General features: G+C 68.9%; 23 protein-coding genes and 3 rRNA genes. 14 read left to right on the forward strand and 12 right to left on the reverse strand.

Annotation, left to right across the window (positions count from 1 at the left end; all coding sequences use genetic code 11):
- The first annotated feature begins 124 nt into the window (after window positions 1-124).
- The 6 genes from FB391_RS00745 (at window position 125) to panB (ending at window position 7,940) form a co-directional block, all read left to right on the forward strand.
- Window positions 125-1,646, forward strand: a 16S ribosomal RNA gene (locus tag FB391_RS00745).
- A 418-nt stretch (window positions 1,647-2,064) separates the two neighbouring features.
- Window positions 2,065-5,169, forward strand: a 23S ribosomal RNA gene (locus FB391_RS00750).
- Window positions 5,170-5,285: 116 nt separating this feature from the next.
- A 5S ribosomal RNA gene (rrf, locus tag FB391_RS00755) occupies window positions 5,286-5,402 on the forward strand.
- Together the 16S, 23S and 5S rRNA genes form the textbook arrangement of a ribosomal RNA operon.
- A gap of 197 nt (window positions 5,403-5,599) precedes the next feature.
- Window positions 5,600-6,238: a DUF2520 domain-containing protein gene (locus tag FB391_RS00760; protein WP_342778163.1), complete on the forward strand. Its 639-nt coding sequence runs from the start codon at window positions 5,600-5,602 to the stop codon at window positions 6,236-6,238.
- Window positions 6,235-7,083, forward strand: coding sequence for a pantoate--beta-alanine ligase (gene panC / locus FB391_RS00765; protein WP_141892407.1), 849 nt, complete (start codon window positions 6,235-6,237; stop codon window positions 7,081-7,083). The genes FB391_RS00760 and panC overlap by 4 nt, the downstream gene beginning before the upstream one ends.
- Window positions 7,083-7,940, forward strand: a complete 858-nt coding sequence (gene panB, locus FB391_RS00770) for a 3-methyl-2-oxobutanoate hydroxymethyltransferase (protein WP_141892408.1) — start codon at window positions 7,083-7,085, stop codon at window positions 7,938-7,940. Before panC ends, panB begins: the two co-directional genes overlap by 1 nt.
- Window positions 7,941-8,063: 123 nt before the next feature.
- On the opposite strand, the gene FB391_RS00775 is transcribed toward panB, so the two are convergent.
- Window positions 8,064-8,264: a hypothetical protein gene (locus tag FB391_RS00775; RefSeq protein ID WP_141892409.1), complete on the reverse strand. Its 201-nt coding sequence runs from the start codon at window positions 8,262-8,264 to the stop codon at window positions 8,064-8,066.
- Between the two features lie 227 nt (window positions 8,265-8,491).
- Between FB391_RS00775 and FB391_RS00780 the strand changes: the two genes are divergently transcribed.
- Both FB391_RS00780 and FB391_RS00785 read left to right on the forward strand, forming a co-directional pair.
- Window positions 8,492-9,319, forward strand: coding sequence for a sugar phosphate isomerase/epimerase family protein (locus FB391_RS00780; protein WP_141892410.1), 828 nt, complete (start codon window positions 8,492-8,494; stop codon window positions 9,317-9,319).
- Entirely contained in the window at window positions 9,316-10,440 is a 1,125-nt protein-coding gene (locus FB391_RS00785) for a Gfo/Idh/MocA family protein (protein WP_141892411.1), read from the forward strand. The genes FB391_RS00780 and FB391_RS00785 overlap by 4 nt, the downstream gene beginning before the upstream one ends.
- A 208-nt stretch (window positions 10,441-10,648) precedes the next feature.
- On the opposite strand, the gene FB391_RS00790 is transcribed toward FB391_RS00785, so the two are convergent.
- The 5 genes from FB391_RS00790 to FB391_RS00810 all read right to left on the reverse strand — a co-directional run bounded on the left by FB391_RS00790 (window position 10,649) and on the right by FB391_RS00810 (window position 14,528).
- Window positions 10,649-11,266, reverse strand: coding sequence for a TetR/AcrR family transcriptional regulator (locus FB391_RS00790; protein WP_141892412.1), 618 nt, complete (start codon window positions 11,264-11,266; stop codon window positions 10,649-10,651).
- 61 nt (window positions 11,267-11,327) lie between these two features.
- Window positions 11,328-11,819: a hypothetical protein gene (locus tag FB391_RS00795; RefSeq protein WP_141892413.1), complete on the reverse strand. Its 492-nt coding sequence runs from the start codon at window positions 11,817-11,819 to the stop codon at window positions 11,328-11,330.
- Window positions 11,803-12,609, reverse strand: a complete 807-nt coding sequence (locus FB391_RS00800; protein WP_141892414.1) for a prolipoprotein diacylglyceryl transferase — start codon at window positions 12,607-12,609, stop codon at window positions 11,803-11,805. Before FB391_RS00800 ends, FB391_RS00795 begins: the two co-directional genes overlap by 17 nt.
- A gap of 6 nt (window positions 12,610-12,615) precedes the next feature.
- Window positions 12,616-12,939 carry a hypothetical protein gene (locus FB391_RS00805; protein ID WP_141892415.1) on the reverse strand — a complete coding sequence of 108 codons (324 nt, stop codon included), beginning with the start codon at window positions 12,937-12,939 and terminating at the stop codon, window positions 12,616-12,618.
- Entirely contained in the window at window positions 12,936-14,528 is a 1,593-nt protein-coding gene (locus FB391_RS00810; RefSeq protein ID WP_425462928.1) for a radical SAM protein, read from the reverse strand. The genes FB391_RS00805 and FB391_RS00810 overlap by 4 nt, the downstream gene beginning before the upstream one ends.
- A 107-nt stretch (window positions 14,529-14,635) precedes the next feature.
- On the opposite strand from FB391_RS00810, the gene FB391_RS00815 reads away from it, so the two are divergent.
- From FB391_RS00815 to FB391_RS00840, 6 genes are all read left to right on the forward strand, one after another.
- Window positions 14,636-15,685 carry an FUSC family protein gene (locus FB391_RS00815; RefSeq protein WP_141892416.1) on the forward strand — a complete coding sequence of 350 codons (1,050 nt, stop codon included), beginning with the start codon at window positions 14,636-14,638 and terminating at the stop codon, window positions 15,683-15,685.
- 81 nt (window positions 15,686-15,766) lie between these two features.
- Window positions 15,767-17,881: an MMPL family transporter gene (locus tag FB391_RS00820; RefSeq protein ID WP_141892417.1), complete on the forward strand. Its 2,115-nt coding sequence runs from the start codon at window positions 15,767-15,769 to the stop codon at window positions 17,879-17,881.
- Entirely contained in the window at window positions 17,850-19,121 is a 1,272-nt protein-coding gene (locus tag FB391_RS00825; protein ID WP_141892418.1) for a sensor histidine kinase, read from the forward strand. Before FB391_RS00820 ends, FB391_RS00825 begins: the two co-directional genes overlap by 32 nt.
- Complete coding sequence (locus FB391_RS00830; protein WP_141892419.1) at window positions 19,118-19,741, forward strand: response regulator; 624 nt, start codon at window positions 19,118-19,120, stop codon at window positions 19,739-19,741. Before FB391_RS00825 ends, FB391_RS00830 begins: the two co-directional genes overlap by 4 nt.
- Window positions 19,738-21,378 carry an MFS transporter gene (locus FB391_RS00835; RefSeq protein WP_141892420.1) on the forward strand — a complete coding sequence of 547 codons (1,641 nt, stop codon included), beginning with the start codon at window positions 19,738-19,740 and terminating at the stop codon, window positions 21,376-21,378. Before FB391_RS00830 ends, FB391_RS00835 begins: the two co-directional genes overlap by 4 nt.
- A 76-nt stretch (window positions 21,379-21,454) precedes the next feature.
- Entirely contained in the window at window positions 21,455-21,919 is a 465-nt protein-coding gene (locus tag FB391_RS00840) for a DUF2871 domain-containing protein (RefSeq protein WP_141892421.1), read from the forward strand.
- A 24-nt stretch (window positions 21,920-21,943) separates the two neighbouring features.
- Here the strand turns inward: FB391_RS00840 and FB391_RS00845 are convergent, their stop codons facing one another.
- The 6 genes from FB391_RS00845 to FB391_RS00875 all read right to left on the reverse strand — a co-directional run bounded on the left by FB391_RS00845 (window position 21,944) and on the right by FB391_RS00875 (window position 26,175).
- Complete coding sequence (locus FB391_RS00845) at window positions 21,944-22,396, reverse strand: hypothetical protein (protein ID WP_141892422.1); 453 nt, start codon at window positions 22,394-22,396, stop codon at window positions 21,944-21,946.
- Entirely contained in the window at window positions 22,393-23,598 is a 1,206-nt protein-coding gene (locus FB391_RS19555) for a S26 family signal peptidase (RefSeq protein ID WP_185842876.1), read from the reverse strand. The genes FB391_RS00845 and FB391_RS19555 overlap by 4 nt, the downstream gene beginning before the upstream one ends.
- Window positions 23,599-23,604: 6 nt before the next feature.
- Window positions 23,605-24,240 (reverse strand): SipW-dependent-type signal peptide-containing protein, encoded by a 636-nt coding sequence (locus tag FB391_RS00860; RefSeq protein WP_141892423.1) that lies wholly within the window; start codon window positions 24,238-24,240, stop codon window positions 23,605-23,607.
- A 245-nt stretch (window positions 24,241-24,485) separates the two neighbouring features.
- Entirely contained in the window at window positions 24,486-24,881 is a 396-nt protein-coding gene (locus FB391_RS00865; protein ID WP_141892424.1) for a SipW-dependent-type signal peptide-containing protein, read from the reverse strand.
- 116 nt (window positions 24,882-24,997) lie between these two features.
- On the reverse strand, window positions 24,998-25,747 hold the full coding sequence (locus tag FB391_RS00870; protein ID WP_141892425.1) for a YidC/Oxa1 family membrane protein insertase: 750 nt from the start codon (window positions 25,745-25,747) through the stop codon (window positions 24,998-25,000).
- Between the two features lie 86 nt (window positions 25,748-25,833).
- The gene (locus tag FB391_RS00875) at window positions 25,834-26,175 is read right to left on the reverse strand and encodes a DUF6412 domain-containing protein (protein WP_141892426.1); all 342 of its coding nucleotides are present in this window, start codon (window positions 26,173-26,175) and stop codon (window positions 25,834-25,836) included.
- Window positions 26,176-26,181 lie beyond the last annotated feature (6 nt).

A 26,181-nucleotide genomic window follows, 5' to 3' on the forward strand; every position in this document is an offset into this window, starting at 1 on the left:
GTTTTCCGGTTGGTGGGGGTCTTTTTTGGATCAATTCATGGATGTCAGTTTGATATTCGTTTTTGGTCATGGTTGAACTCGCTGGCTGGTGGTCGTTTTTCCCGATCCTGGTTGGCATCATTTTTTTATGGAGAGTTTGATCCTGGCTCAGGATGAACGCTGGCGGCGTGCTTAACACATGCAAGTCGAACGATGAAGCCTCACTTGTGGGGTGGATTAGTGGCGAACGGGTGAGTAACACGTGAGCAACCTGCCCTGGACTCTGGGATAAGCGCTGGAAACGGTGTCTAATACTGGATATGAGCTTCTGCCGCATGGTGGGGGTTGGAAAGATTTTTCGGTCTGGGATGGGCTCGCGGCCTATCAGCTTGTTGGTGAGGTAATGGCTCACCAAGGCGTCGACGGGTAGCCGGCCTGAGAGGGTGACCGGCCACACTGGGACTGAGACACGGCCCAGACTCCTACGGGAGGCAGCAGTGGGGAATATTGCACAATGGGCGGAAGCCTGATGCAGCAACGCCGCGTGAGGGATGACGGCCTTCGGGTTGTAAACCTCTTTTAGCAGGGAAGAAGCGTGAGTGACGGTACCTGCAGAAAAAGCGCCGGCTAACTACGTGCCAGCAGCCGCGGTAATACGTAGGGCGCAAGCGTTATCCGGAATTATTGGGCGTAAAGAGCTCGTAGGCGGTTTGTCGCGTCTGCTGTGAAATCCCGAGGCTCAACCTCGGGCCTGCAGTGGGTACGGGCAGACTAGAGTGCGGTAGGGGAGATTGGAATTCCTGGTGTAGCGGTGGAATGCGCAGATATCAGGAGGAACACCGATGGCGAAGGCAGATCTCTGGGCCGTAACTGACGCTGAGGAGCGAAAGGGTGGGGAGCAAACAGGCTTAGATACCCTGGTAGTCCACCCCGTAAACGTTGGGAACTAGTTGTGGGGTCCTTTCCACGGATTCCGTGACGCAGCTAACGCATTAAGTTCCCCGCCTGGGGAGTACGGCCGCAAGGCTAAAACTCAAAGGAATTGACGGGGACCCGCACAAGCGGCGGAGCATGCGGATTAATTCGATGCAACGCGAAGAACCTTACCAAGGCTTGACATACACCAGAACGGGCCAGAAATGGTCAACTCTTTGGACACTGGTGAACAGGTGGTGCATGGTTGTCGTCAGCTCGTGTCGTGAGATGTTGGGTTAAGTCCCGCAACGAGCGCAACCCTCGTTCTATGTTGCCAGCACGTAATGGTGGGAACTCATGGGATACTGCCGGGGTCAACTCGGAGGAAGGTGGGGATGACGTCAAATCATCATGCCCCTTATGTCTTGGGCTTCACGCATGCTACAATGGCCGGTACAAAGGGCTGCAATACCGTGAGGTGGAGCGAATCCCAAAAAGCCGGTCCCAGTTCGGATTGAGGTCTGCAACTCGACCTCATGAAGTCGGAGTCGCTAGTAATCGCAGATCAGCAACGCTGCGGTGAATACGTTCCCGGGTCTTGTACACACCGCCCGTCAAGTCATGAAAGTCGGTAACACCTGAAGCCGGTGGCCTAACCCTTGTGGAGGGAGCCGTCGAAGGTGGGATCGGTAATTAGGACTAAGTCGTAACAAGGTAGCCGTACCGGAAGGTGCGGCTGGATCACCTCCTTTCTAAGGAGCACCTCAGCCCTTCGGGGTTGTAGGAACCTCAGCAGAGCGAACGTCTCTGCGGGGGCTCGTGGGTGGAACATTTGACATGGCATCAGCGCGGCTGATTCCTGCTAGTACGCCAGATCCTTCGGGGTGTGGTTGGAAGGTGGGGGTTGGGGAGCGGGGTGCCTGCACGCTGTTGGGTCCTGAGGGACCGGACGCCGCCGTGGGTGGTGTGCGATTTCTTCTGGGCTCGATCTGCTGCCGGCCGTGGGTTGGTGGGTGGGTCGGGTGCCGCCCGTACTTTGAGAACTACACAGTGGACGCGAGCATCTTTGCGAGATGACCTTTCGGGGTTGTCTTGTGTTGATGATCTTAAAGATCATTAGTCAATTTCTGGTCGCACTTTTTGGTGTGGCCCGAGTTTTGATTCTCATGTTTTCAAGTCTTTAAGAGCAAACGGTGGATGCCTTGGCATCTGGAGCCGAAGAAGGACGTAGCAATCTGCGATAAGCCTCGGGGAACTGATAAGCAAGTTTTGATCCGAGGGTGTCCGAATGGGGAAACCCCGCTGGGCGGCGTGCCGACCTAGTGACTCCCGCCTGAATATATAGGGCGGGTAGAGGGAACGCGGGGAAGTGAAACATCTCAGTACCCGCAGGAAGAGAAAACAACCGTGATTCCGTGAGTAGTGGCGAGCGAAATCGGATGAGGCTAAACCTAGCGTGTGTGAGAGCCGGCAGGCGTTGCATGTTGGGGGTTGTGGGACTTTCTTGATCATTCTGCCGAGTGGTCGACGTGACAGAAGCGTATAGACGAACCGTCTTGAAAGGCGGGCCAGAGTGGGTGCCAGCCCCGTAGTCGAAATGCGTGTTCTGGCGTGGAGAGTATCCCAAGTAGCACGGGGCCCGAGAAATCCCGTGTGAATCTGTCAGGACCACCTGATAAGCCTAAATACTCCCAGATGACCGATAGCGGACAAGTACCGTGAGGGAAAGGTGAAAAGTACCCCGGGAGGGGAGTGAAATAGTACCTGAAACCGTTTGCTTACAAACCGTTGGAGCCTCCTTGGTAGGGGTGACAGCGTGCCTTTTGAAGAATGAGCCTGCGAGTTAGCGATATGTGGCGAGGTTAACCCGGGTGGGGTAGCCGTAGCGAAAGCGAGTCTGAATAGGGCGATTCAGTCGCATGTCCTAGACCCGAAGCGAAGTGATCTATCCATGGCCAGGCTGAAGCGACGGTAAGACGTCGTGGAGGGCCGAACCCACTTAGGTTGAAAACTGAGGGGATGAGCTGTGGATAGGGGTGAAAGGCCAATCAAACTTCGTGATAGCTGGTTCTCTCCGAAATGCATTTAGGTGCAGCGTTGCGTGTTTCTTGCCGGAGGTAGAGCTACTGGATGGCCGATGGGCCCTACAAGGTTACTGACGTCAGCCAAACTCCGAATGCCGGTAAGTGAGAGCGCAGCAGTGAGACTGTGGGGGATAAGCTTCATAGTCGAGAGGGAAACAACCCAGACCACCATCTAAGGTCCCTAAGCGCGTGCTAAGTGGGAAAGGATGTGGAGTTGCTTAGACAACCAGGAGGTTGGCTTAGAAGCAGCCACCCTTGAAAGAGTGCGTAATAGCTCACTGGTCAAGTGATTCCGCGCCGACAATGTAACGGGGCTCAAGCACGCCACCGAAGTTGTGGCATTGACATTATTGGTAGGCCTTCGTGGTCCAGCCGTGTTGATGGGTAGGAGAGCGTCGTGTGGCGAGTGAAGCGGCGGGGTGACCCAGCCGTGGACGCCACACGAGTGAGAATGCAGGCATGAGTAGCGAAAGACGTGTGAGAAACACGTCCTCCGAAAGACCAAGGGTTCCAGGGTCAAGCTAATCTTCCCTGGGTAAGTCGGGACCTAAGGCGAGGCCGACAGGCGTAGTCGATGGACAACGGGTTGATATTCCCGTACCGGCGAAGAACCGCCCAAACTAACCCAGTAGTGCTAAGTATCTGAATCCCCATGACCGGAGCCTTCGGGCGATGGCGTGGGGCCTAGCGTACGACCCCATGCTGGTGCGGTTAGCGTGTTAACAGGTGTGACGCAGGAAGGTAGCCCATCCCGGGCGATGGTTGTCCCGGGGCAAGTGCGTAGGCCGAGTCGTAGGCAAATCCGCGACTCATACAGGCTGAGACACGATGCGGATGAAAAGTGGGTGATCCTATGCTGCCAAGAAAAGCATCGACGCGAGGTTCTAGCCGCCCGTACCCCAAACCGACTCAGGTGGTCAGGTAGAGAATACCGAGGAGATCGAGAGAATCGTGGTTAAGGAACTCGGCAAAATGCCCCCGTAACTTCGGGAGAAGGGGGGCCATCCACTTATATGAGCTTGCCTCAAAAAGGGTGTGGTGGCCGCAGAGACTAGTGGGTAGCGACTGTTTACTAAAAACACAGGTCCGTGCCAAGTCGCAAGACGATGTATACGGACTGACGCCTGCCCGGTGCTGGAAGGTTAAGAGGACCGGTTAGCCGCAAGGCGAAGCTGAGAATTTAAGCCCCAGTAAACGGCGGTGGTAACTATAACCATCCTAAGGTAGCGAAATTCCTTGTCGGGTAAGTTCCGACCTGCACGAATGGCGTAACGACTTCCCAACTGTCTCAACCGCGAACTCGGCGAAATTGCATTACGAGTAAAGATGCTCGTTACGCGCAGCAGGACGGAAAGACCCCGTGACCTTTACTACAGCTTGGTATTGGTGTTCGGTGTGGCTTGTGTAGGATAGGTGGGAGACTGTGAAGCGGATACGCCAGTATTCGTGGAGTCGTTGTTGAAATACCACTCTGGTCACTCTGGATGTCTAACTTCGAACCGTGATCCGGTTCAGGGACAGTGCCTGGTGGGTAGTTTAACTGGGGCGGTTGCCTCCCAAAAAGTAACGGAGGCGCCCAAAGGTTCCCTCAACCTGGTTGGCAATCAGGTGGCGAGTGTAAGTGCACAAGGGAGCTTGACTGTGAGACTGACAGGTCGAGCAGGGACGAAAGTCGGGACTAGTGATCCGGCAGTGGCTTGTGGAAGCGCTGTCGCTCAACGGATAAAAGGTACCTCGGGGATAACAGGCTGATCTTGCCCAAGAGTCCATATCGACGGCATGGTTTGGCACCTCGATGTCGGCTCGTCGCATCCTGGGGCTGGAGTAGGTCCCAAGGGTTGGGCTGTTCGCCCATTAAAGCGGTACGCGAGCTGGGTTTAGAACGTCGTGAGACAGTTCGGTCCCTATCCGCTGCGCGCGTAGGAAGTTTGAGAGGATCTGACCCTAGTACGAGAGGACCGGGTTGGACGAACCTCTGGTGTGCCAGTTGTACTGCCAAGTGCACCGCTGGTTAGCTACGTTCGGGATGGATAACCGCTGAAAGCATCTAAGCGGGAAGCCGGCCTCAAGATGAGACTTCCATACCTTCGGGTGAGAGGCTCCCAGCCAGACTACTGGGTTGATAGGCCAGATGTGGAAGCACGGCAACGTGTGCAGCTGACTGGTACTAATAAGCCGACGACTTTTAAACATTCCCCCACTGCGGGGTGAGAATGCTCGCGTCCACTGAGTGGTTCCCGATGTACGGTCGGGAACACAACAAAACACAGACTTTTGTTATGTGACAACCTGAAACATCGAAAGAGTTTCGGCGGCCATAGCGAGAGGGAAACGCCCGGTCCCATTCCGAACCCGGAAGCTAAGCCTCTCAGCGCCGATGGTACTGCAGGGGGGACCCTGTGGGAGAGTAGGACACCGCCGGACACCCATTCACGGAATGGCCACCCACACCCTGGGTGGCCATTCCGCGTTAACGCACCCTTGCACCAGGGTATTTTTGAACCTGGTGCAACGACGGGAGGGCGATGATGCCGGACTTCTCTCCGGGCACGGTCGCGATCGTCGGTGACGGCCGGATGGGACGTGCACTGACACTCTCGCTCCGTGCGAAAGGCGTCGACGTGCGCGGACCCCTCCGCCGCGGCGCGAGCGGCCACGGAGCCGACATCGTGCTGCTGGCGGTTCCGGACTCCGAGATCGCGACGGCTGCGGCATCCCTCGCTCACGGTCCGGTCGTCGGCCACGTGTCGGGCGCGACGACGCTCGCGCCGCTGGCGCCGCACGAGGCGTTCGGCCTGCACCCGCTCATGACAGTGACCGCGGGGGGCGTGGAGTTGGCGGGAGCGCCGGCGGCCATCGCCGCGACGAGCGCTCAGGCACTGACGACCGCCCGCCGGCTCGCGGAGCTGCTGGGGCTGCGGCCGTTCGAGATCCACGATGCCGACCGCGCCGCGTACCACGCCGCCGCCTCGATCGCGTCGAACTTCCTCGTGACGCTCGAGACGTTCGCGGCCGACCTGGCCGAGACAGCAGGCGTCCCGCGCGACTCGCTCGTTCCGCTCGTCCGCGCGACCGTGGCGAACTGGCAGGCCTCCGGCGCTGCGGCGCTCACCGGGCCGATCGCTCGGGGCGACGACGAGACGGTCGCGCGCCAGCGGGCCGCCGTGGCCGAACGGCTGCCGGACCGCGTGCCGCTGTTCGACGCCCTCGCGGGTGCCACCCGGGAGCTCGCCCGCGCAAGCGCGGAGCCGGCCGCATGATCGTCGCCCGCACCATCGCCGAGCTGCGCGCGGCGCTGCAGTCGCGCCCAGGCGACGGCGCCGTCGGTCTCGTGCCCACGATGGGCGCGCTGCACGAAGGGCACGCCACGCTGCTGCGCTCCGCGCGCGCGACCGACGCGGTTGTCGTGATGTCGATCTTCGTCAATCCGACGCAGTTCAACGAGCAGGCCGATCTGGCCGCCTATCCGCGCACCGAGGACGCCGACCTCGCCCTCGCCGAGGCCGAGGGCGTCGACGTCGTGTTCGCGCCCGAGGCGGCCGAGATGTATCCGGCCGGATTCGCGACCACCGTGAGCGTCGCCGGTCCGATCGCCGAGACGCTCGAGGGAGCGCAGCGCGGTCGCGCGCACTTCGACGGCGTGGCGACGGTCGTCACGAAGCTGCTGCTGGCCGCACTGCCCGATCGCGCGTACTTCGGGGCCAAGGACGCGCAGCAGGTCGCGGTGATCCGGCGGTTCGTGGCCGACCTCGGCATCCCCGTCGAGCTCGTCGTCTGCCCGACGTCGCGTGACTCCGACGGTCTCGCCCGATCGAGCCGCAACACGCGCCTGACTCCGGACGAGCGGGCCCGTGCACTCGCGATCCCGCGTGCGCTGCAGGCGGTGAGGGATGCCGCCGCCGACGGTGTCGCCGACGCCGGAGCGCTGCGCGCCCGGGCACTCGAGGAGCTCGACGCCGCCGGCATCCATCCCGAGTACGTCGCGTTCGTCCACCCCGACACGTTCGCCCCGGTCGCCGAGGTCGACGGCCCCGTGCTCGTCGCCGTCGCGGCGCGCGTCGGCCGCACTCGGCTGATCGACAACACCGTCATAGGAGGTGCGTGATGCCCGCCAGGGTCACGCTGCAACGGCTCGCCGAGATGAAGGCGCGGCGCGAGCCGATCGTCATGGTCACCGCGTACGACTATCCCACCGGCCGCACGGCCGAGCAGGCCGAGGTCGACATGGTGCTCGTCGGCGATTCGGGCGCGCAGGTCGTGCTCGGTCATGACTCGACCGTCGCGGTCACCGTCGACGAGATGCTCGTGCTCGCGGGGGCGGTGCGTCGCGCCGTGCACACCGCGTTCGTCGTCGCGGATCTGCCGTTCGGGTCCACCGAGGTGTCGGACGAGCAGGCGATCGCCACCGCCGTCCGCTTCGTGAAGGAAGCGGGCGCCGACGCCGTCAAGCTCGAGGGCGGCGGCGAGGCGCGGCTGTCGCGCATCCGTGCGATCGCCGACGCCGGCATCCCGGTCGTCGCGCACGTCGGTCTCACGCCCCAGACCGCCGTCGCACTCGGCGGGCTGCGCGCCCAGGGTCGTACGGCCGACTCGGCGGCGCGCATCGTGCGCGAAGCCCTCGCCGTGCAGGACGCCGGCGCCAGCGTGGTCGTCATCGAGGCGGTCCCCGCCGACGTCGCCGCGGTCGTGCTGCCGCACCTGCGGATCCCCGTGATCGGGATCGGCGCCGGCCCCGCCGACGGCCAGGTGCTCGTCGTCCATGACCTGCTCGGCATCACCGAGGGAAAGACCGCCGCCTTCGTGAAGCGCTACGGCGCCATCGGCCCCGACATGGTCGCGGGCGTCGCCGCGTATGCGCGCGAAGTGCGCAGCGGCGTCTTTCCCGGCACCGAGCACGTGTACTCCGCCACCGAGGTCGCCGTCGAGGCCGCGCGCGCCGCGCTGGAGGGGCGCGAGGCCTGAGCTTCGTTGCACAGACTTCGCAGATTCGCGCGGAGTTCGCAGAATTCCACGTGTTCTCTGCGGGCCGGATGAGATTCTGCGAAGTCTGAGAGCGGTGGATGCCTGTGCCTGAGCGCAGGGGGGTCAGACCGAGAAGGCGAACCAGATCGCCACCGCCAGCGCGGCGAGGGCGACGAGGGAGAGCCCGACGATCACGCGTATCGCGACGTCCGGCCATCGGAGTCGCACATCGACGGTGGCGACGCGGGCACGCGTGGCGACGAACACCGCGACGCTCATGATCGCGAACGTGGTCGCGAATGCGACGATCAGCACTGCTGGCACGGCACCTCCATTGGCCCGTTTTGGTAGACCCTACCTGTTCGTCGCCCGACCGTGCGCAATCGGCCCCATGGCGTCGCGGCTGTGGAGAGTGGATGCCGGGCCCCCGGCATCCACTCGCCCCGTGTCACCGTCTGTCGAAGCGCATAACCTCCGCCTGGAGGTTTCTGCTACTCTGAGTCCGGCGGCAGCAAGCATGCCCCCTCTTCGCGTACGAAAGGAAGGTCGACGTGGCCCTGCCAGAAGCGTCGGTTCAGCTCTACACACTCGCTGCGGAGTTCACCGCAGACATGAAGGGATCGCTCGACAAGCTCGCTGCGATCGGACTGCGCAACGTCGAGGCGTTCGACTTCGTGCGCCGTCCCGACGAGATCCGCGCAGCGCTCGATGCGTCGGGCCTCGTCTCGCCCACGGGGCACGCGCCGCTGCTCTCGGACGAGCTGTGGACCCCTGACGGCTCGATCCCCACTCCCGCGCCCGAGGTCGTCTTCGAGGCCGCCGCGAAGGTCGGCATGAAGACCGTCATCGATCCCTTCGTCGCGCCCGAGCGCTGGGCGACGCTCGAGGGCGTCACCGACATCGCCGACCGCCTCAACCGGCTCACCGACACGGCCGCCACCTTCGGCCTCGAGGTCGGCTACCACAACCACGCGCAGGAGTTCATCGCCGACTTCGACGGCAAGACCGCGTACGAGCACTTCGTCTCGATCACCGACGAGCGCGTGGTCCTGGAGCTCGACCTGTACTGGGCCCTCGTCGGCGGCCAGGACGTCGTCGGACTCGTCTCGCGTCTCGGCGACCGCCTCGTCGCCGCTCACGTGAAGGACGGCATCGCGCCCGCGAGCAACCCGTTCGCGCCGGGTGCGGAGTCGTTCGGCTCCGACACGCTCGACCAGCGTCGCGCCGGTGAGGGCGAGGTTCCGCTCGCCGACGCGCTGCGTGCGGCATCCGCCCTCAAGTACGCCGTCATCGAGTACGACAACAACCCCGGCGATGACGTCTTCGCCGACATCGCGGCCAGCTACGCGTTCCTCATCGAAGGCGGGTTCGCCCGATGAGCGCGGTCGGCGTCGGCATCATCGGGGTCGGTGTCATCAGCGACACGTACCTCGCCAACCTGTCGTCCTTCCCGGACGTCGAGGTGCTCATCGTCGGCGACCTGCTGCTCGACCGCGCCCAGGCGCAGGCCGAGAAGTACGGCGTCCCCGCGTTCGGCTCCGCCGAGGACGTGCTCGCCCACCCGGACGTGCAGCTCGTCGTCAACCTGACGATTCCGGCCGTCCACGTCGAGGTCTCGCGCGCGGCGATCGCGGCGGGCAAGCACGTGTGGACCGAGAAGCCGCTGGGGCTCGACCGCGAGGGCGCTGCCGAACTGCTGCGTGAGGCCGCAGAGGCCGGCCTGCGCGTCGGCTCCGCGCCCGACACGCTGCTCGGTCCGGGCTTCCAGGCTGCGCGCCGCGCGATCGAGGACGGCCGCATCGGCCGCCCCCTGTTCGCGCTGACGACGTTCCAGACGCAGGGACCCGACCTGTGGCACCCGAGCCCGGCGTTCCTCTTCGCCAACGGCGCCGGTCCGCTCCTCGACATGGGGCCGTACTACTTCTCGGCGCTCGTGAGCCTGCTCGGCCCGGTCGACCGCGTCGCGGCCGTCGGCACGAAGGCCCGCGAGGAGCGGCAGATCCACACCGGCCCGAACGCCGGCACCACGTTCCCGGTCGAGGTCCCCTCGACAATCCAGATCGTCACGGCGTTCGAGAGCGGACAGCAGGCGCAGAGCCTGCTGAGCTTCGACTCGGCACTGGAGCGTCACGGCATCGTCGAGATCCACGGCACCGAGGGCACCATCGTGATCCCCGACCCGAACCAGTTCACGGGACGCATCGCGTACGTGAAGCCGCTCGGGGTCATCCGTGACGGCATGTCGTTCGAGCAGGAGTGGATCGAGATCGAGCACGCCGACGTCCAGGTCGGACGCGGCCTCGGCGCGCTCGACATGGTGCGGGCGATCGCCGAGGGCCGGCCGCACGTCGCGTCGGGCGAGCTCGGGTTCCACGTGCTCGACATCCTGCTGTCGGCGCAGGAGTCCGCCGCGACCGGCGTGACCGTCGTCGTCGAGAGCACCGTGGCACCCGTGCCGCTGCTGCCCGAGAGCTTCGACCCCTTCGCCGCGACGCTCTGAGCTTCGCTTCCGGGACCGCGGGTCCGTCGGCCGAGTGCCGGCGACCCGCGGTCTTGTCGTGTGCCGGGCGGCCGGCATCCATCGTCGACGACACACGATCTCGCCGAGAACACACGTCGTCCGCGCGGGTGACGTGTGTTCTCGGCGAGAACATGTGATCTCGACGACCCGTCAGGCGTGAGTGAGGGGATGCCGGGCGCCCCGCGGGTCAGGCGGTGGGGCCTCCGCGCAACAGGCGGTCGAGCATGTCGAGCGCCGCTTCGTGGTCGACCGTCGCGTCGAGCAGCCATTGTGTCTGCAGCCCATCGGACGCGGCGATCACCAGCGCGGCGACCAGCGTGGGATCGAGATCGGCGCGCAGATGACCGGATGCCTGCAGCCCGCGCACCTGCTGGCCCATGTCGCTGCGCAGCCGGGCGAAGCGGTCCGTCGCGAACTGCTGCGCGGCGGGATGATTGTCTTCCAGAGCCATCGCCACGAGCGTCGAATAGAGCTGGACGAGACCCGGGATCGCCCGGTTCTCTTCGGCGGCCAGCCGCATCGCCGCCGCGGGGCTCGAGTCCGCCGGCGGAGCATGCTTCTCGACGGTCGGCTTGCGCTGCGACTCGCGGTACACCTCGACGAGAAGCTCTTCGAGCGAGCCGAAGTAGTGCGTGAGCGCCGCGTGCGTCACGCCGACCTCCTGGGCGATTGCCCGCAGGCTGGTCTTCTGCGAGCCGCGCTGCGCGAACACCTCGATCGCCTTGTCGAGGATCTCCTGGCGCCGCGCGATGCCCTTCGGATAGCGACCCCGTGGGCGGGGCGCATCGGCGGGCGAGGCGGTCATACGCCGATGATACCCAGTGCGCGAAGAAAAAACCTCCAATCGGAGGTTCTGCCCCGGTGCCTCAGGCGACCAGCGCGAGCCCGAGGCAGGGGCCGATGATGATGAGCCACACGGCGGCGCTGACGATCAGCATGCCGGTCGCGAACCGCCGCCAGTGCCACGAGAGCATCAGGAGAGCCGGACCGATGAGCAGGACGATGAACGGGAGGAGCAGGACGAAGACCCCCCAGCTGCCGTAGGCGACCGAGAACATCACCGACAGCAGCATGATCATCGCGACGACCCCCACGACCTGTGCCCCCAGCCCGGTGAGCACTCCCGCCCACACCGGTGGGCGCTTGACCGGTGCGGGGGACTGCGCACCCCCGACGGGGAACCTGGATGCCGGTGCCCCGGCTCCCGGGTACGCACCGGGCGGAGCGTACGGGGGCTGCTGCGGCGACGGCGGCCCATCGGAACCCGGCGCGGTCTCGGGCGTCGGCGGTTCGGGCGCCGGTTCGGGCGCCGGTTCGGGCTCGTCGCCGGGTGCCGGCGGTTCAGGTGTGCTGTTCACGGGGGACCGTCCTTCCGATGCGCGTGGTCAGGGCGCCGCGCTGCGCCTTGTAGACGATGCGGGCGAGCAGCAGGGGGATCGTCACGAGGAGGAACAGCTGAGGCCGTGTGAGGCCGAGCCACGCGATGTCGTTGCCCCGCACGAACTCCACGCCGAAGCGGAAGACGCCGTACGCGGCGACGTAGAGCGTCAGCGTCTCGCCGGCGGCGATCGGGCGGTGCCGCAGCCAGAACCACAGGATCGCGAATGCGGCGAGGTGGAACGCGATCTCGTACACGAAGCTCGGGTGCAGCGGCACGCCGGCGGGCGACGCGGTGTAGGCGGCGGCGTCGGCGTCGAGCACGATGCCCCAGCCCGCGCCGGTCGGGGTGCCGGGCCGCTCGGTGAGGAGGCATCCGATGCGTCCGATCGCCATCGCGAGTGCGACGGCCGGCGCGAACAGGTCGCCGGTGCGCAGCGGATAGCGCACGATGCGCTTGGCGACGTGGACGCCGAGCCAGGCGCCGACGAGAGCGCTGAGCATCGAGGCGTTGCCGTGCAGCAGCTGTTCGGTGAAGCTCAGGTTCTTGGACGGATCGAGATGCTGCGCCCACGTGCCCAGGCGTGAGAGGACGGCTGCCCCGGCGAGCGCGCCGAGCACGATGTAGGGGATCCGCTCGTCGGTGACACCGCGGCGCCGCTTCTCGATGAGGAACACGAGCCCGGCGGCGGCGAGACCCAGGGCGACGAACGCCGAGTGCGTGTCGATCGGCGGCCCCCAGCCCAGCAGATCGTGCAGCGTCGGGAACATCGTGGACTACGCTCCCGTGATCCAGCGCACCCAGAACGCGACCCAGAACGGCGTGGCGACGGCCGCGGCGACCGCGATGACCGACAGGTACAGCAGCACGAGCCGGGTGTCGCCGAGCTTGCACCGCGAGCGCAGCAGCCCCGCACGGCGTGCGCGCGCATACCCCGCGATCGCGAGCAGGGCGAAGCCGAGCAGCGCGATCGGGCCGAGCACGCACGCCAGCAGCGCGACCGTCGTGTAGACGCACAGCCGCAGCGGATCGAACGGCGGCGCCGGATCGGGCACCGTCGGATCGCGACGGTTGAGGCCGTCGAACTCCGCGGCGCTCATGACGCGGCCATCGGCAGCAGCTCGCGGCCGCCGGTGGCGGTCGACAGCTTGCGGCGGGCGAGCGGCGCCCAGGCCTGCACCGCACAGAACGGGGCGCACTGGTGCGCGTCGGTGGTCTCGTTGACGGTCGCCACGTGCACGCAGCACTGGGTCAGGCGCTCCTCGATCATCGTGTTGATGTCCATGAACGGCTTGACCGTGATGCGCAGCACGCGATCGGCCAGCATGCGGCGCAGCCGCTCGTGCTGCCCGGGGAGCCGGGATGCCGCGAGCGTGGCCAGTGTGCCGATGCCGAGGTCGCAATTCACGCAGATGTCGCGCCAGATGTCGCTCATCGACGGGTGCGAGAGCGACGACTGCTCGCTCAGCAGGTCGAGCAGCGAGCTCTTGACGACGTCGCGGATCGCTTTGTTGACGTTCGAGTCGGCGATGCGGTTGGCGAGGAGGTCGGGATTGAGGTCGAGGAACTCCTTGAGGCGTTCGTGACCGATGAGCCCGACCAGCGACTTCCATTCGCCCGAGTCGTCCTTGAGCAGATAGCCGACCGAGCAGCAGTGCGGATGACTGCACGGGAGTGCGGTGAGGTCGCGCCACGTCACCTCGTCGTCGGTCTGCGGACCGAGCCGCGCCAGCACCCCGGTGTGCGTGAGCCGCTCGTCGGGGTCGATGCCCGACGAGCGTCCTGACCCGAAGACGGGCTGGACCGTCACGCCGCCCACGTAGGGCGTCGCCATCGCCTGCCGGATCACGGCGCCGATCTCGCCGTCGTTGACGCCCAGGGCGGCTGTCATGGTCAGGGTGGTGAACACGCCGGCAGTGCTCAGCCGCTCCAGGGCCCGCTCCTTGAACCGCCGGATGTCGGCGCCGCGGTGAAAGCGGGACGCCTCGGCGCTCTCACCGTCGTACTGCAGGTAGATCTCGACCCGCTCGCGATGCCGCTTGAGCGTCTCGACGAACGCGTCGTCCTGGGCGATCCGCAGGCCGTTGGAGTTGATGAGGATCCGCACGATCGGACGCGCGACGAGGTGCTCCAGCAGCTGCTCCAGCCACGGGTACAGGGTCGGCTCGCCGCCTGACAGCATCAGCACGTCGATGCGGTCGTTCTCTTTGGCGAGCCGCGCGTCCACCGATGCCAGCACCTCGGCGAGCGGCGCCACGGCCGTCGCAGCCGGGCCGGACTCGGCGAAGCACGTGGGGCATCGCAGGTTGCAGTGGTCGGTGAGGTCCTCGAGCAGGATGCAGGTGTGCTGCGTCTGCATCTGCGGCAGCCCGTCCTCATACGCCGAGGGCACCGGCTTGAAGTTGCCGGCGACGTCCGGGGTGTGCACCTTGGTCGGTGCGGTCCACTGCTCCAGGTACGACAGGATGTCGGCATCCTCGTCGTACAGGGTCCGCACGAACCCGTGGTCGGGGCATCCGCGTTCCAGCCACACCTTCCCGCCTCTCACGGCGAGCCATCCCGAGAGCCGGCGCACGTCGGCGAGCGGGCGGTCGGGATCCTCCTCGTGACACCGGGGGCAGAACGCGTTGACGTAGCGGTGGACGCGGTAATCCCGCAGCGGCATACCCGCGCCGGCCGTGGCTGTCATGGGGTGACAATAGCGCGCGGTGCCAACGTGCCGGGAGTGCGGCGACGCGACGGGGCCGCGCGTCGCGCCCTCTCAGGCAGGGGAGGATGGAAGGGAGAGGAGACCGGATGCCGCAGCACGACCCCGCCCGCCGGTTCTCGGCCGACCTCCGCCACGCCGTGGGCAGCCTGTTCCGGCTGGCGCCCGCACCGGCGCCCCGGTGGCCGATCGGCCTGCGCGCGGCGATCGCGATGGCCGTGCCGATCGCGCTGATGTCGGTGCTGGGGCGCCCTGAACTCGGCTTCCAGGCCGCTACCGGCGCCTTCGTCGCGCTTTACGGCACGCACCTGCCCGTGGTGGAGCGGGCCCGCGTCGTGCCGTTCGTCGCCGGCACGCTCGCCGCGGCGGCGCTGCTCGGCGCGCTCGCCGGACCGTCACAGGTCGCCACGCTCGTGGGTCTCGCCGTGGTCGCGGTCGTCGCGGCCGCGGGGATGTTCGGGTTCCGCATGGGACCTCCCGGTCCGCTGTTCGTCGTCCTGGTCTACGGGCTGTCGGCGCACATCGTCGCGTCGGGCGCGGACGCCGTCGTCTACGTCGTGACGGTGGGGTGCGGCATCCTGTTCGCGTCCGTCGTCTCGCTGACGCCGCTGGTGCTGCCGAGCCGGTGGCGCGTCGCCGCGCGACCGTTCCGCGAGATCCTTCCCGGGCCCGCGTGGCCGGCGGGCGAGCGGATGCTGGTCGCCCGCGTCGCGCTGGTGACGGTCGTCGGGATCGGTCTGGGCCTCGTGCTCGATCCGGACCGGGCGTACTGGATCGTCGGCGCGGCCGTCGCCGTCATCGGCGTCGTGGCGGACCGTCGTGCCGCCTTCACGCGCGGCCTGCACCGCATGGTCGGCACGGTGGTGGGCGCCGGCGTGTATCTGCTGCTGGCTCCGATTCCGCTGCCGCCGCTGTGGCTCGCGCTCGTGCTGGGCGCGCTGCAGTTCACCATCGAACTGCTCGTGGTGCGCAACTACGCGCTCGCGCTGGTGTTCATCACGCCGCTCGTGCTGCTGCTCACCGGCGCAGCGACGGGCGCCGTCGACACCGTCGCCGTCGCGAGCGAGCGCGTCGTCGACACGCTCGTCGGCGCGGCACTCGGCGCGGCGAGCGGGCTGCTGCACGCCCGCGACGACTGATCCGGCATCCACCGATCGGTTGACACCGGACTCGATCGCCCGCGCGACGCCCGAAACCGCCTGCGCGAGTGGAGTTGACGTGTGCACCGGTTCATCGCCTCACTCTCCCGCGCCCTGACGTCACGCCGCGGCGCGTGGCTCTCGCTCGCTCTCGGTCTTCTCGCCCTCGTCGCCCTCCTCGGCGCTTTCGGTCGCGCTGCCCTGCCCGCCGGCAGCGACCCCGTACCCCCGCAGTCCGAGAGCGGACAGGTCGCCGCGCTCGCGGACGAGTTCGCGGATGCCGACGAGCAGACGCTGCTCGTCGTCGCGAGCCGCGACGACGGCGGTGCCCTCACGCCGGCGGACCTCGACGGCATCGCCGCGCTCGTGCCCGTCATCGACGCCGAGACCGGAGACACGTCGCGGGGACCGATCCCCAGCGAGGACGGCGAGGCGGCCGTCATCCAGTCGACGATCGAACCGGGGTCGGGCGAGGACGCGACGGAGCACGCGGTCGACGGCCTGCGGTCGGCGATCGCCGACCACCCGGTCGACGGGGTCTCGGTGCAGGTGACCGGGGGCGCGGCGTTCGGCGTCGACGTCGCCTCCGCGTTCAACGGGGCGGACTTCACACTGCTGCTCGTCACGATCGGCATCGTGGCGGCGCTCCTCATCCTCACCTACCGTTCCCCCGTGCTGTGGCTCGTGCCGCTCGTCGTCGTCGCGCTGGCCGACCAGCTCGCGAGCAAGGCGACGGCGGCGCTGGGCACGGCCCTCGACCTCCAGTTCGACACCGGCATCGTGAGCGTCCTCGTCTTCGGCGCCGGAACCAACTACGCGCTGCTGCTCGTGTCGCGCTACCGCGAGCAGCTGCTGAGCGATGACGATCACCGCGTCGCGCTCGCCGGCGCCTGGCGGAAGAGCCTGCCGGCGATCGTGGCGTCGAACGCCACCGTGGTGCTGTCGCTCCTCACGCTGCTGCTGGCCGTCGTGCCCGGCACACGCGGCCTGGGAATCGCCTCGGCCGTCGGCCTGCTGATCGCGCTCGCCGCTGTGCTGCTTGTGCTGCCCCCGGCGCTCGCCGTGTGCGGCCGGCGCGTGTTCTGGCCCTTCGTCCCGCGCCCCGGCGCCCCGGCGCCCCGGGTCGGCGCGTGGCGTACGCTGGGCGCCCGCGTGGTCGCGCGTCCGGTGCTCCCCGTTGTCGCGGGACTCCTGCTGCTGGCCGCCGCGGCGACGGGCCTCATCGGCACGCAGCTCGGGCTGACGCAGGCCGAACGCTTCCGGGTGCCGTCCGAGTCGGCGGTCGGGCTCGAGGTGCTGGGCGACCACTTCACCGCGGGGGAGGCCGAGCCCGTGGTCGTGATCGCCGATGCCGCGGACGCGGATGCCGTCACGGCGGCGATCGACGGCGTCCCCGGCGTGGAACGCACCACCCTCGTCGCCGAGAGCGACGACTCGTCGCTCGTGAAGCTGCTCGTGGTCGGCGACGCCGAACCCGGTTCGCCCGAGAGCCTGCAGCTGGTGCGCGATGTGCGGGATGCCGCGCATGACGTCTCCGGGTCCGCCCTCGTCGGCGGGCCGGCGGGTGCCGCGGTGGACGCCCGCGACGCCAACGTGCGCGACTTCCTGGTGATCGCACCGCTGGTGCTGCTCGTGACCCTCGTGGTGCTGATCGTGCTGTTGCGCGCGGTGGTCGCGCCGCTCGTGCTGCTGCTCGTGAACGCGCTCAGCGCGACCGCGGCGATCGGCGCCGGCGCCTGGCTCGGACGCGTGCTGTTCGGGTGGACAGCCCTGGACCTGGAGGTGCCCCTGCTGGCGTTCCTCTTCTTGGTGGCGCTCGGCGTGGACTACACGATCTTCCTCGTGCACCGGGCGCGCGCCGAGGCGGGGGTCGTGGGCACGAGGCCCGGCATGGTCAACGCGGTGGCTGCGACGGGCGGCGTCATCACGAGCGCGGGGCTCGTGCTCGCGGGCGTCTTCGCGGCGCTGGGGCTGCTGCCGCTGGTGACCCTGGGGCAGCTCGGCCTCGTCGTCGGCGTCGGGGTGCTGGTGGATACGCTGGTCGTGCGCACCCTCGTGGTGCCCGCGCTGTTCTCGCTCATCGGCGACCGGATGTGGTGGCCGGGGCGACTCGCCGCATCGCACGAGGGAGGCGATCGCGCTGGAGAGGAAGGGGTGTCGGGGGATGCCGCAGTTCTCCACGAGCGCGTCGGCTGAGGCCGCTCCGCCGGCGACCGTACGGTCGTGGCGGGGACTGGTCGGCTCGATCCGGGTGGGCCAGTCCGTCATCACGGCGGCGCTCATCGTGATCGGTGCGCTGCGCGCCGTCGCCGACGGGACGCCCGTGCCATGGGTGGTCGCGGTGTCGGTCGTGTTCGCCGGCTGGTACTTCGGCGGGCTGCTGCTGAGCGAGCGCACGCGCGATCGCGCACTCGCCGCCGGCTGGCTCGTCGGGCTGGCGCTCATCTGGGTCGGAGCGGTCGCGATCTCGCCCGAGTTCGTGTGGCTCGCGTTCCCGCTGTGGCTGCTCGCGGGGTTCGTGATGCGGATGCGGTGGGCCATCGTGTTCAGCCTCGTCGTGCTGCTCGTGGTCATCGCGGCTCCGCTCGCCCACACCGGCTCGACGAGCTACGCGAACATCATCGGCCCGGTGGTCGGCGGCGTGTTCGCCCTCGGCATCTCGCGAGGCTATCTGGAACTGGTCCGCGACGGGCGCGAGCGGCAGCGGCTCATCGCGTCGCTGGTGGCCGCGCAGCAAGAGACCGCAGCGCTCCAGGACGAGCTCGCCCTCGCCCAGCGCGATGCCGGGGCGGTCGCCGAGCGCACCCGGCTGTCGCGGGACATCCACGACACCGTCGCGCAGAGCCTCACGTCGATCGGCATGATCGCGGCATCCGCCACCGCCGCCGCGGACTCCGAGACGGCGGGACCGGATGCCGCCGCCCGCGCGTTGTCGCAGATCGGCGAACTCGCGCGCGAGGGCCTGGCCGACACCCGCCGCATCGTCGACGCGCTCATGCCCGCACAGCTGGAGGGCGCGGCGCTCGCCGACGCGCTGCGCCGCATGCTCGTGCGCCTGCACGACGAGACGGGCATCCGCACCGAGCTGCGGGTCGACGAGGACTTCCCGCCGCTGCCGGTGACGACCGAGGTCGCCCTGCTGCGCACGGCGCAGTCCGCGCTCGCCAACGTCAGGCTGCACGCCCGCGCGGGCCGGGTCGTGGTCACGATGTCCGACGGGGGCGACGCCGTGCGCCTCGACGTCGTCGACGACGGGATCGGCTTCGACGCGACCGGCTGGGCGTCCCGGCCCGCCGGGCCCGAGGGCGGCTACGGGCTGCGGGCGATCCGGGAGCGCCTGCGCGAGCTGGGCGGGACCCTCGACGTCGAGAGCGCTCCGGGGCAGGGGGCTGCCCTGTCGGCGTCCGTGCCGATCGCGACGGGCGGTGAGCGGTGAGCGGCATCCGGATCCTCATCGTCGACGACCACCCGATCATCCGCACCGGCGTGCGCTCGCTGTTCACGGGTTCGAGCGGCGTCGAGGTGGTCGGTGAGGCGGCGACCGGCGAAGAGGCCGTGGCCCTCGCCCGCCATCTGGCTCCGGACGTCGTGCTGTGCGACCTGCGCCTGGGCGAGGGCGCCGACGGCGTGCAGACGACCGCCGCGCTGCGCGCCCTCGACCCCGCGCCCGCGGTCGTCATCCTCACCACCTTCGACCGGGACGCCGAGATCCTCGGTGCGATCGAGGCCGGCGCGTCGGGCTACGTGCTGAAGGATGCCCCGCCCGAGGCGATCGTCCGCGCCGTGCACGACGCGGCCGCGGGCCGGCTGGCGCTCACCCCGGAGATCAGCGCGCGCGTCGTGCAGGTGCTGCGCGCCCCCCGCGTGCGACTCACGGAGCGCGAGCTCGACGTGCTGCGGCTGCTGGCCACCGGCGCCTCCAATCCCGAGATCGCCAAGACCCTGTTCGTCACCGAGGCCACGGTGAAGACCCACCTCGTGCACATCTTCGGCAAGCTCGGCGTCGACAGCCGATCCCGGGCCGTCGCCATCGCCCGGGAGAGAGGCATCCTATGACCGTCGCGGACTCCGTCGCGGCCCCCACCCGCCGCGATTGGATGGCGCTCGCCGTCCTCTCGGTCGGGCTCGGCATGATCGTGCTGGACGGCACCATCGTCGGCGTCGCGCTGCCCGACATCATCTCGGACCTCGGGATGGACCTGACCGACGCGCAGTGGGTCAGCAGCCTGTACGCCGCGATCCTCGCGGCGCTGCTGCTGTCGACGGGCCGCCTGGCCGACCGGTGGGGACGCAAGCGCCTGTTCGTCGCGGGAATCGTCGTGTTCGTCGCCGGGAGCCTGCTGGCGGCGGTGGCAGAGGCGTCGGGGCCCCTCATCGGCGCCCGTGCCGTGCAGGCCGTCGGCGCGGCGCTGATCATGCCGTCGACGCTGTCGACCGTCAACGCGGTGTTCCGCGGCCGCTACCGCGCGGCCGCGTTCGGGGTCTGGGGCGCCGTGATCTCGGGCGCGGCCGCCATCGGACCCCTCGCGGGCGGAGCCCTCACCGAGTATGCCTCGTGGGAGTGGGTCTTCCTCGTGAACGTGCCGCTCGGGGCGCTGGTGCTTGTCGCCGCACTCCTCGTCGTGCCCGAGACGAAGGGCGCGACCCCAGGACCCGGGGCCGATGTCGACGGCGCACTGCTCTCGGCGATCGGCTTCGGCGCGCTCGTCTTCTCGGTGATCGAGGGCCCCGAGCTCGGCTGGTGGGCACCGAAGTCCGAGTTCCAGCTGCTCGGCTGGACCTGGCCGGCGGACGCCCCGATCTCGGTGATCCCGATCACGCTCGCCATCGCGGTCGTCGCCCTCACGCTGTTCGTGGCGTGGGAGCGTCACCGCGCGCGCAACGGCCGCTCCGCCCTGCTCGACCTGGCGCTGTTCCGGCTGCCGACGTTCACATGGGGCAACGTCACGGCGGGCGCGGTCGCGGTCGGCGAGTTCGCCATCATCTTCGTGCTGCCGCTCTACCTCGTCAACGCGCTCGGCATGAACGCGATGGGCGCCGGCCTCGTGCTGGCGGCCATGGCGCTCGGAGCGTTCGCCTCCGGTGCCGCCGCGCGGCACGTCGCGGCCCGCTTCGGCGCCCCAGGGACGGTGCTGATCGGTCTCGCACTCGAAGTCGTCGGCGTCGTGATCGTCGCTCTGGTCGTCACCGCGACCACCCCGGGCTGGCTGCTGGCGCTGCCGCTCGTGGTCTACGGACTGGGCCTGGGACTGGCATCCGCCCAGCTGACGGGCACGGTCCTGCGAGACGTCCCGGTCACCCAGTCCGGCCAGGGGTCGGCGACCCAGAGCACCGTGCGTCAGGTGGGCTCCGCCCTCGGCACCGCGTTCGCGGGAGCGGCGCTGTCCATCGCGCTCGCACTCACGCTGCCGGCATCGCTCGGCGCGGCGGGCTTCTCGGGTTCGGCGGCCGACACGATCGCCGATGCGACGCGTCAGTCCGCCGGGACGACGATCTCGCAGCTGCGCGCACAGGGCACCGACAGCCGGCTCGGAGACCAGACCCCGGCCGTCGTCGACGCTCTTGCTGCGGGATTCGCCGACGCGACCCGGTGGGCGCTGCTCGTGGCCTCGCTGTTCCTGCTGCTCGGTCTCGTCGGCGCCCTGCGGCTGCGGCGCGCGGCGGGGCGAGACGCCGTCCCGACCGGGGACTGACGCAGGGATCAACCATTCGATGGATCCGCCGCGGCCGGAGCGCGGCGAGGCTGGAATCACCATCGAGAGGACTCCCATGCGCAAGCTCTACTACGCTGCCTTCGCCTACATGATCGCCGGGGTGGCATCCGGACTGTTCTACCGCGAGTTCACGAAGCTCAACGACTTCCCCGAGGGCGGGTCGACCCAGCTCGGAGTCGCCCACACGCACCTGCTCACCCTCGGCTTCGTCGTGCTGCTCATCGTGCTCGTGCTCGAGAAGGTGTTCACGCTGTCGGCGTCCAAGCTCTTCACATGGTTCTTCTGGGTGTACAACGCCGGGGTCGTGGCGACCTCAGCGATGCTCGTCTGGCACGGGTCGCTGACGGTGCTCGGGCAGGAGTCGTCGAAGATGATCGCCGGCATCGCGGGTGCGGGCCACATCCTGCTCACGGCGGGCATGGTGCTGCTCTTCCTGGCGCTCGGAACCGCGCTGCGTCGCTCGCAGCCTTCGGGCGACGGGATGCCGGCGGCCGAGATCGCGGGGTCGGCGCAGGGGTGACGCGCCCGTGCCGGCATCGCGAGGTCACGGCACGGAGCACGTCGACAGGACGTCCAGGACAACGGTGGCGAACGAAAGTGAGCCGGTCTTCGCGACCGCCTCCCATCCGCCGGGGCCGACGGCAAAGAGCGAGAACGTGCCCGCGCCGAGCCCGAGAATCCCGGTGTTGAGGCTCACACTCGTCGCGCCGGCGGCGAGGGTGCCCGAGCCCGTGAGCCCGCCGGTCACCGTCCAGCGGTAACTGGTCCTGGTCAGTCCCCCTGCGGGCGCCGTCCAAGAGAACGTGACCGGCTGCAGAAGCCCCGCCGTGCACGTCATCTGCGTGACCGGTGCGACCGTGCCCGCCTGCAGCGAAGAGCTCGTCCCGACCTCCGCGCCCACCCAGGCGGCCTCGGTCGGCGTGGGCTCCATCGCCGCGACGCCCAGGATGCCGGCGAGTGCGAGCGCCGCCGCCACGCCCCGTCGCCGCCGGATCACGTCCGCCTCCTGACGCGCAGCGCCACCCCGGCCCCGATCGCGAGCAGCACGACGCCCACCGCGGCGGCACCGAGCGGCGCGCCGAGCCCGGTGGCGGCCAGTCCGCCGCCCGGACCGGTCGACACCGCGTCGCCGGCGCCGGTCGCCCGCACGGTCAGGTGCACCTCGGGTACCACGGGGCCGGCGTCGGACGGCATCGAGACGAGGATCCGCAGCCACAGCTGCGCGTCGTCCGGCATTGTCCTCAGCACACGCGGGGTCCCGTCTGTCGGCACCGCGGAGTCCGCCACGAGCACGGCCGACTCCGGGCACCGGTCGGAGGTCCAGCGCACGGGGCAGCCGCTGACCTCCAGGCGCAACGGGGAGGGCGCCGCAGCGGTGCCCGCCAGCGAGACGGTGATGATGCCTGGGCTTGCGGCATCCGCCGACACGCCCACCTGCCACACCGCGCCCGTCCCGGGGGCGAGCGTGCGCATCTGCGGGGACTCGATCGAGGTGAGCCGGATCACCTCGCCCTGCACGATCGTCTCGGTGTCGACCGGGGCGGCACGGGCAGGCGGCGCTGCGCCGAAGACCGCGGCGCCGGCGACGAGCACGATCGCGGCGCCCACGCCGCTCGCCCGGCGGGCCCGGCGGGTGCCGCCCTCGCCGGTGTCGCCGCCGGCCGCAGGATCGGTGGATGCCGCGACCCCGCGTCGTCGGCGCGGCCAGAACACGACCACGATCAGCGTGGTGGCGGCCAGCGTGAGTCCGCCGAGCACCCAGGGGGAGCCGGCGGCGGCGAGCACCGGCGCCGCGCCCGCCACCGAGAAGAGCACGCGGCGCACGTGCGTCACCTCGTAGGGTGCCGGGTCGTCCGTCGCGTTGGCGTCGCCGCGCATCGTGATGCTGCGGGCGTCGGGGGCCCCGGGCACCGCCGCGACGGCGACCACCCGGTGCGTGATCGGCAGCTCGCCCTCCCGCTCGACCATCACCACGTCGCCCACGCCGACGTCCGCGGCTGGGATGCCGCGCACGAGGGCCGCGGATCCCGCAGGGATCGTGGGCTCCATCGACCCGGTGCGGAACAGCACGATGCGCACGTCGAACAGCACCGCCGCGATCGCCAGCACGATGCAGGCGGCTCCGAGCACGGCGGCGACGGTCAGACCGCCGTCGGCGACCGCGGTCCACCCGCGCCGTGCCCCCTCGCGCCGCGCCATGTCAGCTCAGCTCGCCGAGGTCGCCGTGAACGTCCACGTCACGGTCGCCGTCTGCCCTTGAAAGGTGCTGGCCGAGCCCGGCGCGATCCGCACCTCGACACAGAAGCCGAGCTGGGCGCCGGCCGCGCCGATGCTGCTGGCCACCGGCGTCCCCGGCACCTGCGACACCGCGAGGTAGGTGCCGGCGGCCCCTGCGATGAAGGCAGGGGAGCCCGAGAACGCCGTGGCGTCGCACACGGCACCGGGGCTCGGCCCGCTCAACCGCACCGCGCGATATTGGAGCGCCGTGCCGAGTGCGCCGGTCGGCGTCGCCGCCGTGAGCGCCACCGTGCCGCCGACCGTGGATGCGGCCGTCGTGCGGATGTTGACCCACGCGTAGAACGAGACGCTCGGCGACATGGCCGTCGCATTGAACGTGAGGGTCGCGCCGGGCGAGGTCGGATGCGCGGCGTAGGTCGGCGACCCCTGGGTCTGCGACTCGGTCGCGAACACGCTCGCCCCGAAGCTGCCGGTGGCGTTCTCGGTCGCTGTCCACGCCGCGAGCGTGGCGATCGTCCCCGCGCCGAGCACCAGCCCGGCCGCCAGCAGCACCCGCAGGCGCCGCCAGCGGACGCGCCGGCGTCGGTCGCGTCTGGTCTCCATCGGGCGACTCAGGGCAGCGGGTCGCCGGAGGTCCCTGCGAACTCCCACGTGACGGTGCCGTCCACGCCCTGGGGCAGGCCGCTGCCGGCAGTCACCACGAAGCACAGGTTCACCGGCGCCGCCGCGGCCGTGAGGTCGAACGCGTCGACCGTCCCGGTGGCCGTCGCGGCCCCGTCTGGGACGATCGCCGTGCCGGTCGGCGGGGTCTCGGCCGAGCACGTCGCCCCGAAGGTGCCCCCGACATCCTAGAGCGAGTACGTCAGGCTCTCGCCGATCGTTCCCGCGATGGACTGCGCGAGCGTCACCGCCGCGGCGTAGTCCGAGTCCGCCGACAGTTGCACGGCGAACGGCGCGTAGACGACGGCGCCCGGCGACAGCGTGTCGGCGTCGAGCTCGAAGGTGAGCGTCTTGCCGGGGCTGTCGGGCGAGCTGTCGAACGTGTCACCGTCGATGCTGCCCTCCAGGTCGAATTGTCCTGACGAGAACGTCCCGGTGGCGAACTCCGAGTCGTTCCAGACGGCCAGTGTGACGGCGGTGCCGACGCCGAGCACCACGCCGCCGGCCAGTATGGCCAGCAGCATGCGCCGCCGGTCCGAGCGTCGGCCGGCCGCGGGCGCGGTCGGCTGTGGGGAGAGGATCATGACTGCCCTTTCTGTCAGATGACCTTCGTGCTTCCCCAGGGCGATGGCCTCCCCGACCACGTGGCGCCAGGATATGGGCCTGACCAGGCGCTTTCAAGAGGGGTGGATGCCGCACCTCACGCGGTCGCGAGCGGATGCCGGCGGCGCAGCACGATCCGCTGCACGAGGGTCCACGCGACCGTCGTCGCGAGGTACAGCGCGGCGGCCAGCGGCACGAACAGTGCGAACACGGCTGTCGTGAACTGCAGGATCCCGGCGACACGCGCCATGCCGGCGCCGGCGAGCGGCGACGCATCCGATCCGTCGATCTGCGGGCGGAAGGCGCGCCGCGTGAGTTCGGCGACCACGACGATCACCGCGATCACGCCCGCGAACACCCCGGCCGTCACGAGGGTCGCTGTGCCGGAGGTCGCCGCGCCGATCGCACTGAGGCCCAGCGGAACGCCCCACAGCTGCTCGGTGAGCAGCGAGTTGGCATGACCGGCGATCGCGGGGTGCAGGAACAGGGCGTACACGATCGCGACGACCGGCGCCTGCGCGAGCATGGGCAGGCAGCCGGCGAACGGCGACGCCTTCTCGTCGGCATACAGCTTCATGGTCTCGCGCTGCAGGCGCTCGGGGTCGCGCTTGTGGCGCTTCTGCAGTTCACGCAGCTTCGGCGCGAGCCGGCTGCGGGTCCGCTCGGCCTTGGCCTGCGAGATGCCGACCGGGATGAGCGCAGCGCGCACCAGCAGCGTGAGGAGGATGACGGATGCCGCAGCAGCGGCTGTGCCGGCGACGGGCTCGAGCAGGGCGATGAGCTGCATCAGCAGGGCATACGCCCCGTCGAGGATCGCGGCGATGGGTGGGAAGGCGTAGAGGTCCAAAGGGGTGTCCGTTCGTCCGGTGCGGTTTCGTGGCGTGCGGCCACGAGGGCACCGACGGACTCCCGCCCGGCGGGAGATGCGGTGGGCTACGCGGCCGAAGCCGTCAGACCGGGTGCGCGCGGGCGGGAGTGGCCCGGCGCGTCGGGGTGGGACGCGGTCAACCGCGTCGCGTCGGCGATCGCACGCTGCGGATGAGCTCCCGCCGCCACGGCGCGCGCCGGCGTGCGGAACAGCGCGATCGCGACGGCGAGCACCGCGAGGGCCGCGACGAGCGTGACGGCGAGCACGAGCGCCCCGGTGTCGGCCGTGAGCGGCGTCGCGTCGGTGAGCGGACGGGCGAGGGCGGCGATGAGCTCGGACGCGGGGCGCATCGCGGAGGCCAGCAGCTCGAAGAGGGCGCGCAGCGTGATGCCGATGGCGTCGAACACGGGTCC

Source organism: Microbacterium kyungheense (assembly GCF_006783905.1).
GTDB classification, from domain to species: domain Bacteria; phylum Actinomycetota; class Actinomycetes; order Actinomycetales; family Microbacteriaceae; genus Microbacterium; species Microbacterium kyungheense.

Bases quoted from the DNA above. Each gene is read 5' to 3' on its own strand.
- panC (WP_141892407.1), top strand. From the start codon at position 6,235: ATGATCGTCGCCCGCACCATCGCCGAGCTGCGCGCGGCGCTGCAGTCG.
- panB (WP_141892408.1), top strand. From the start codon at position 7,083: ATGCCCGCCAGGGTCACGCTGCAACGGCTCGCCGAGATGAAGGCGCGG.
- FB391_RS00785 (WP_141892411.1), top strand. From the start codon at position 9,316: ATGAGCGCGGTCGGCGTCGGCATCATCGGGGTCGGTGTCATCAGCGAC.
- FB391_RS00790 (WP_141892412.1), bottom strand. From the start codon at position 11,266: ATGACCGCCTCGCCCGCCGATGCGCCCCGCCCACGGGGTCGCTATCCG.
- FB391_RS00800 (WP_141892414.1), bottom strand. From the start codon at position 12,609: ATGTTCCCGACGCTGCACGATCTGCTGGGCTGGGGGCCGCCGATCGAC.
- FB391_RS00805 (WP_141892415.1), bottom strand. From the start codon at position 12,939: ATGAGCGCCGCGGAGTTCGACGGCCTCAACCGTCGCGATCCGACGGTG.
- FB391_RS00810 (WP_425462928.1), bottom strand. From the start codon at position 14,528: ATGACAGCCACGGCCGGCGCGGGTATGCCGCTGCGGGATTACCGCGTC.
- FB391_RS00815 (WP_141892416.1), top strand. From the start codon at position 14,636: ATGCCGCAGCACGACCCCGCCCGCCGGTTCTCGGCCGACCTCCGCCAC.
- FB391_RS00825 (WP_141892418.1), top strand. From the start codon at position 17,850: ATGCCGCAGTTCTCCACGAGCGCGTCGGCTGAGGCCGCTCCGCCGGCG.
- FB391_RS00835 (WP_141892420.1), top strand. From the start codon at position 19,738: ATGACCGTCGCGGACTCCGTCGCGGCCCCCACCCGCCGCGATTGGATG.
- FB391_RS00840 (WP_141892421.1), top strand. From the start codon at position 21,455: ATGCGCAAGCTCTACTACGCTGCCTTCGCCTACATGATCGCCGGGGTG.
- FB391_RS19555 (WP_185842876.1), bottom strand. From the start codon at position 23,598: ATGGCGCGGCGCGAGGGGGCACGGCGCGGGTGGACCGCGGTCGCCGAC.
- FB391_RS00860 (WP_141892423.1), bottom strand. From the start codon at position 24,240: ATGGAGACCAGACGCGACCGACGCCGGCGCGTCCGCTGGCGGCGCCTG.
- FB391_RS00865 (WP_141892424.1), bottom strand. From the start codon at position 24,881: ATGATCCTCTCCCCACAGCCGACCGCGCCCGCGGCCGGCCGACGCTCG.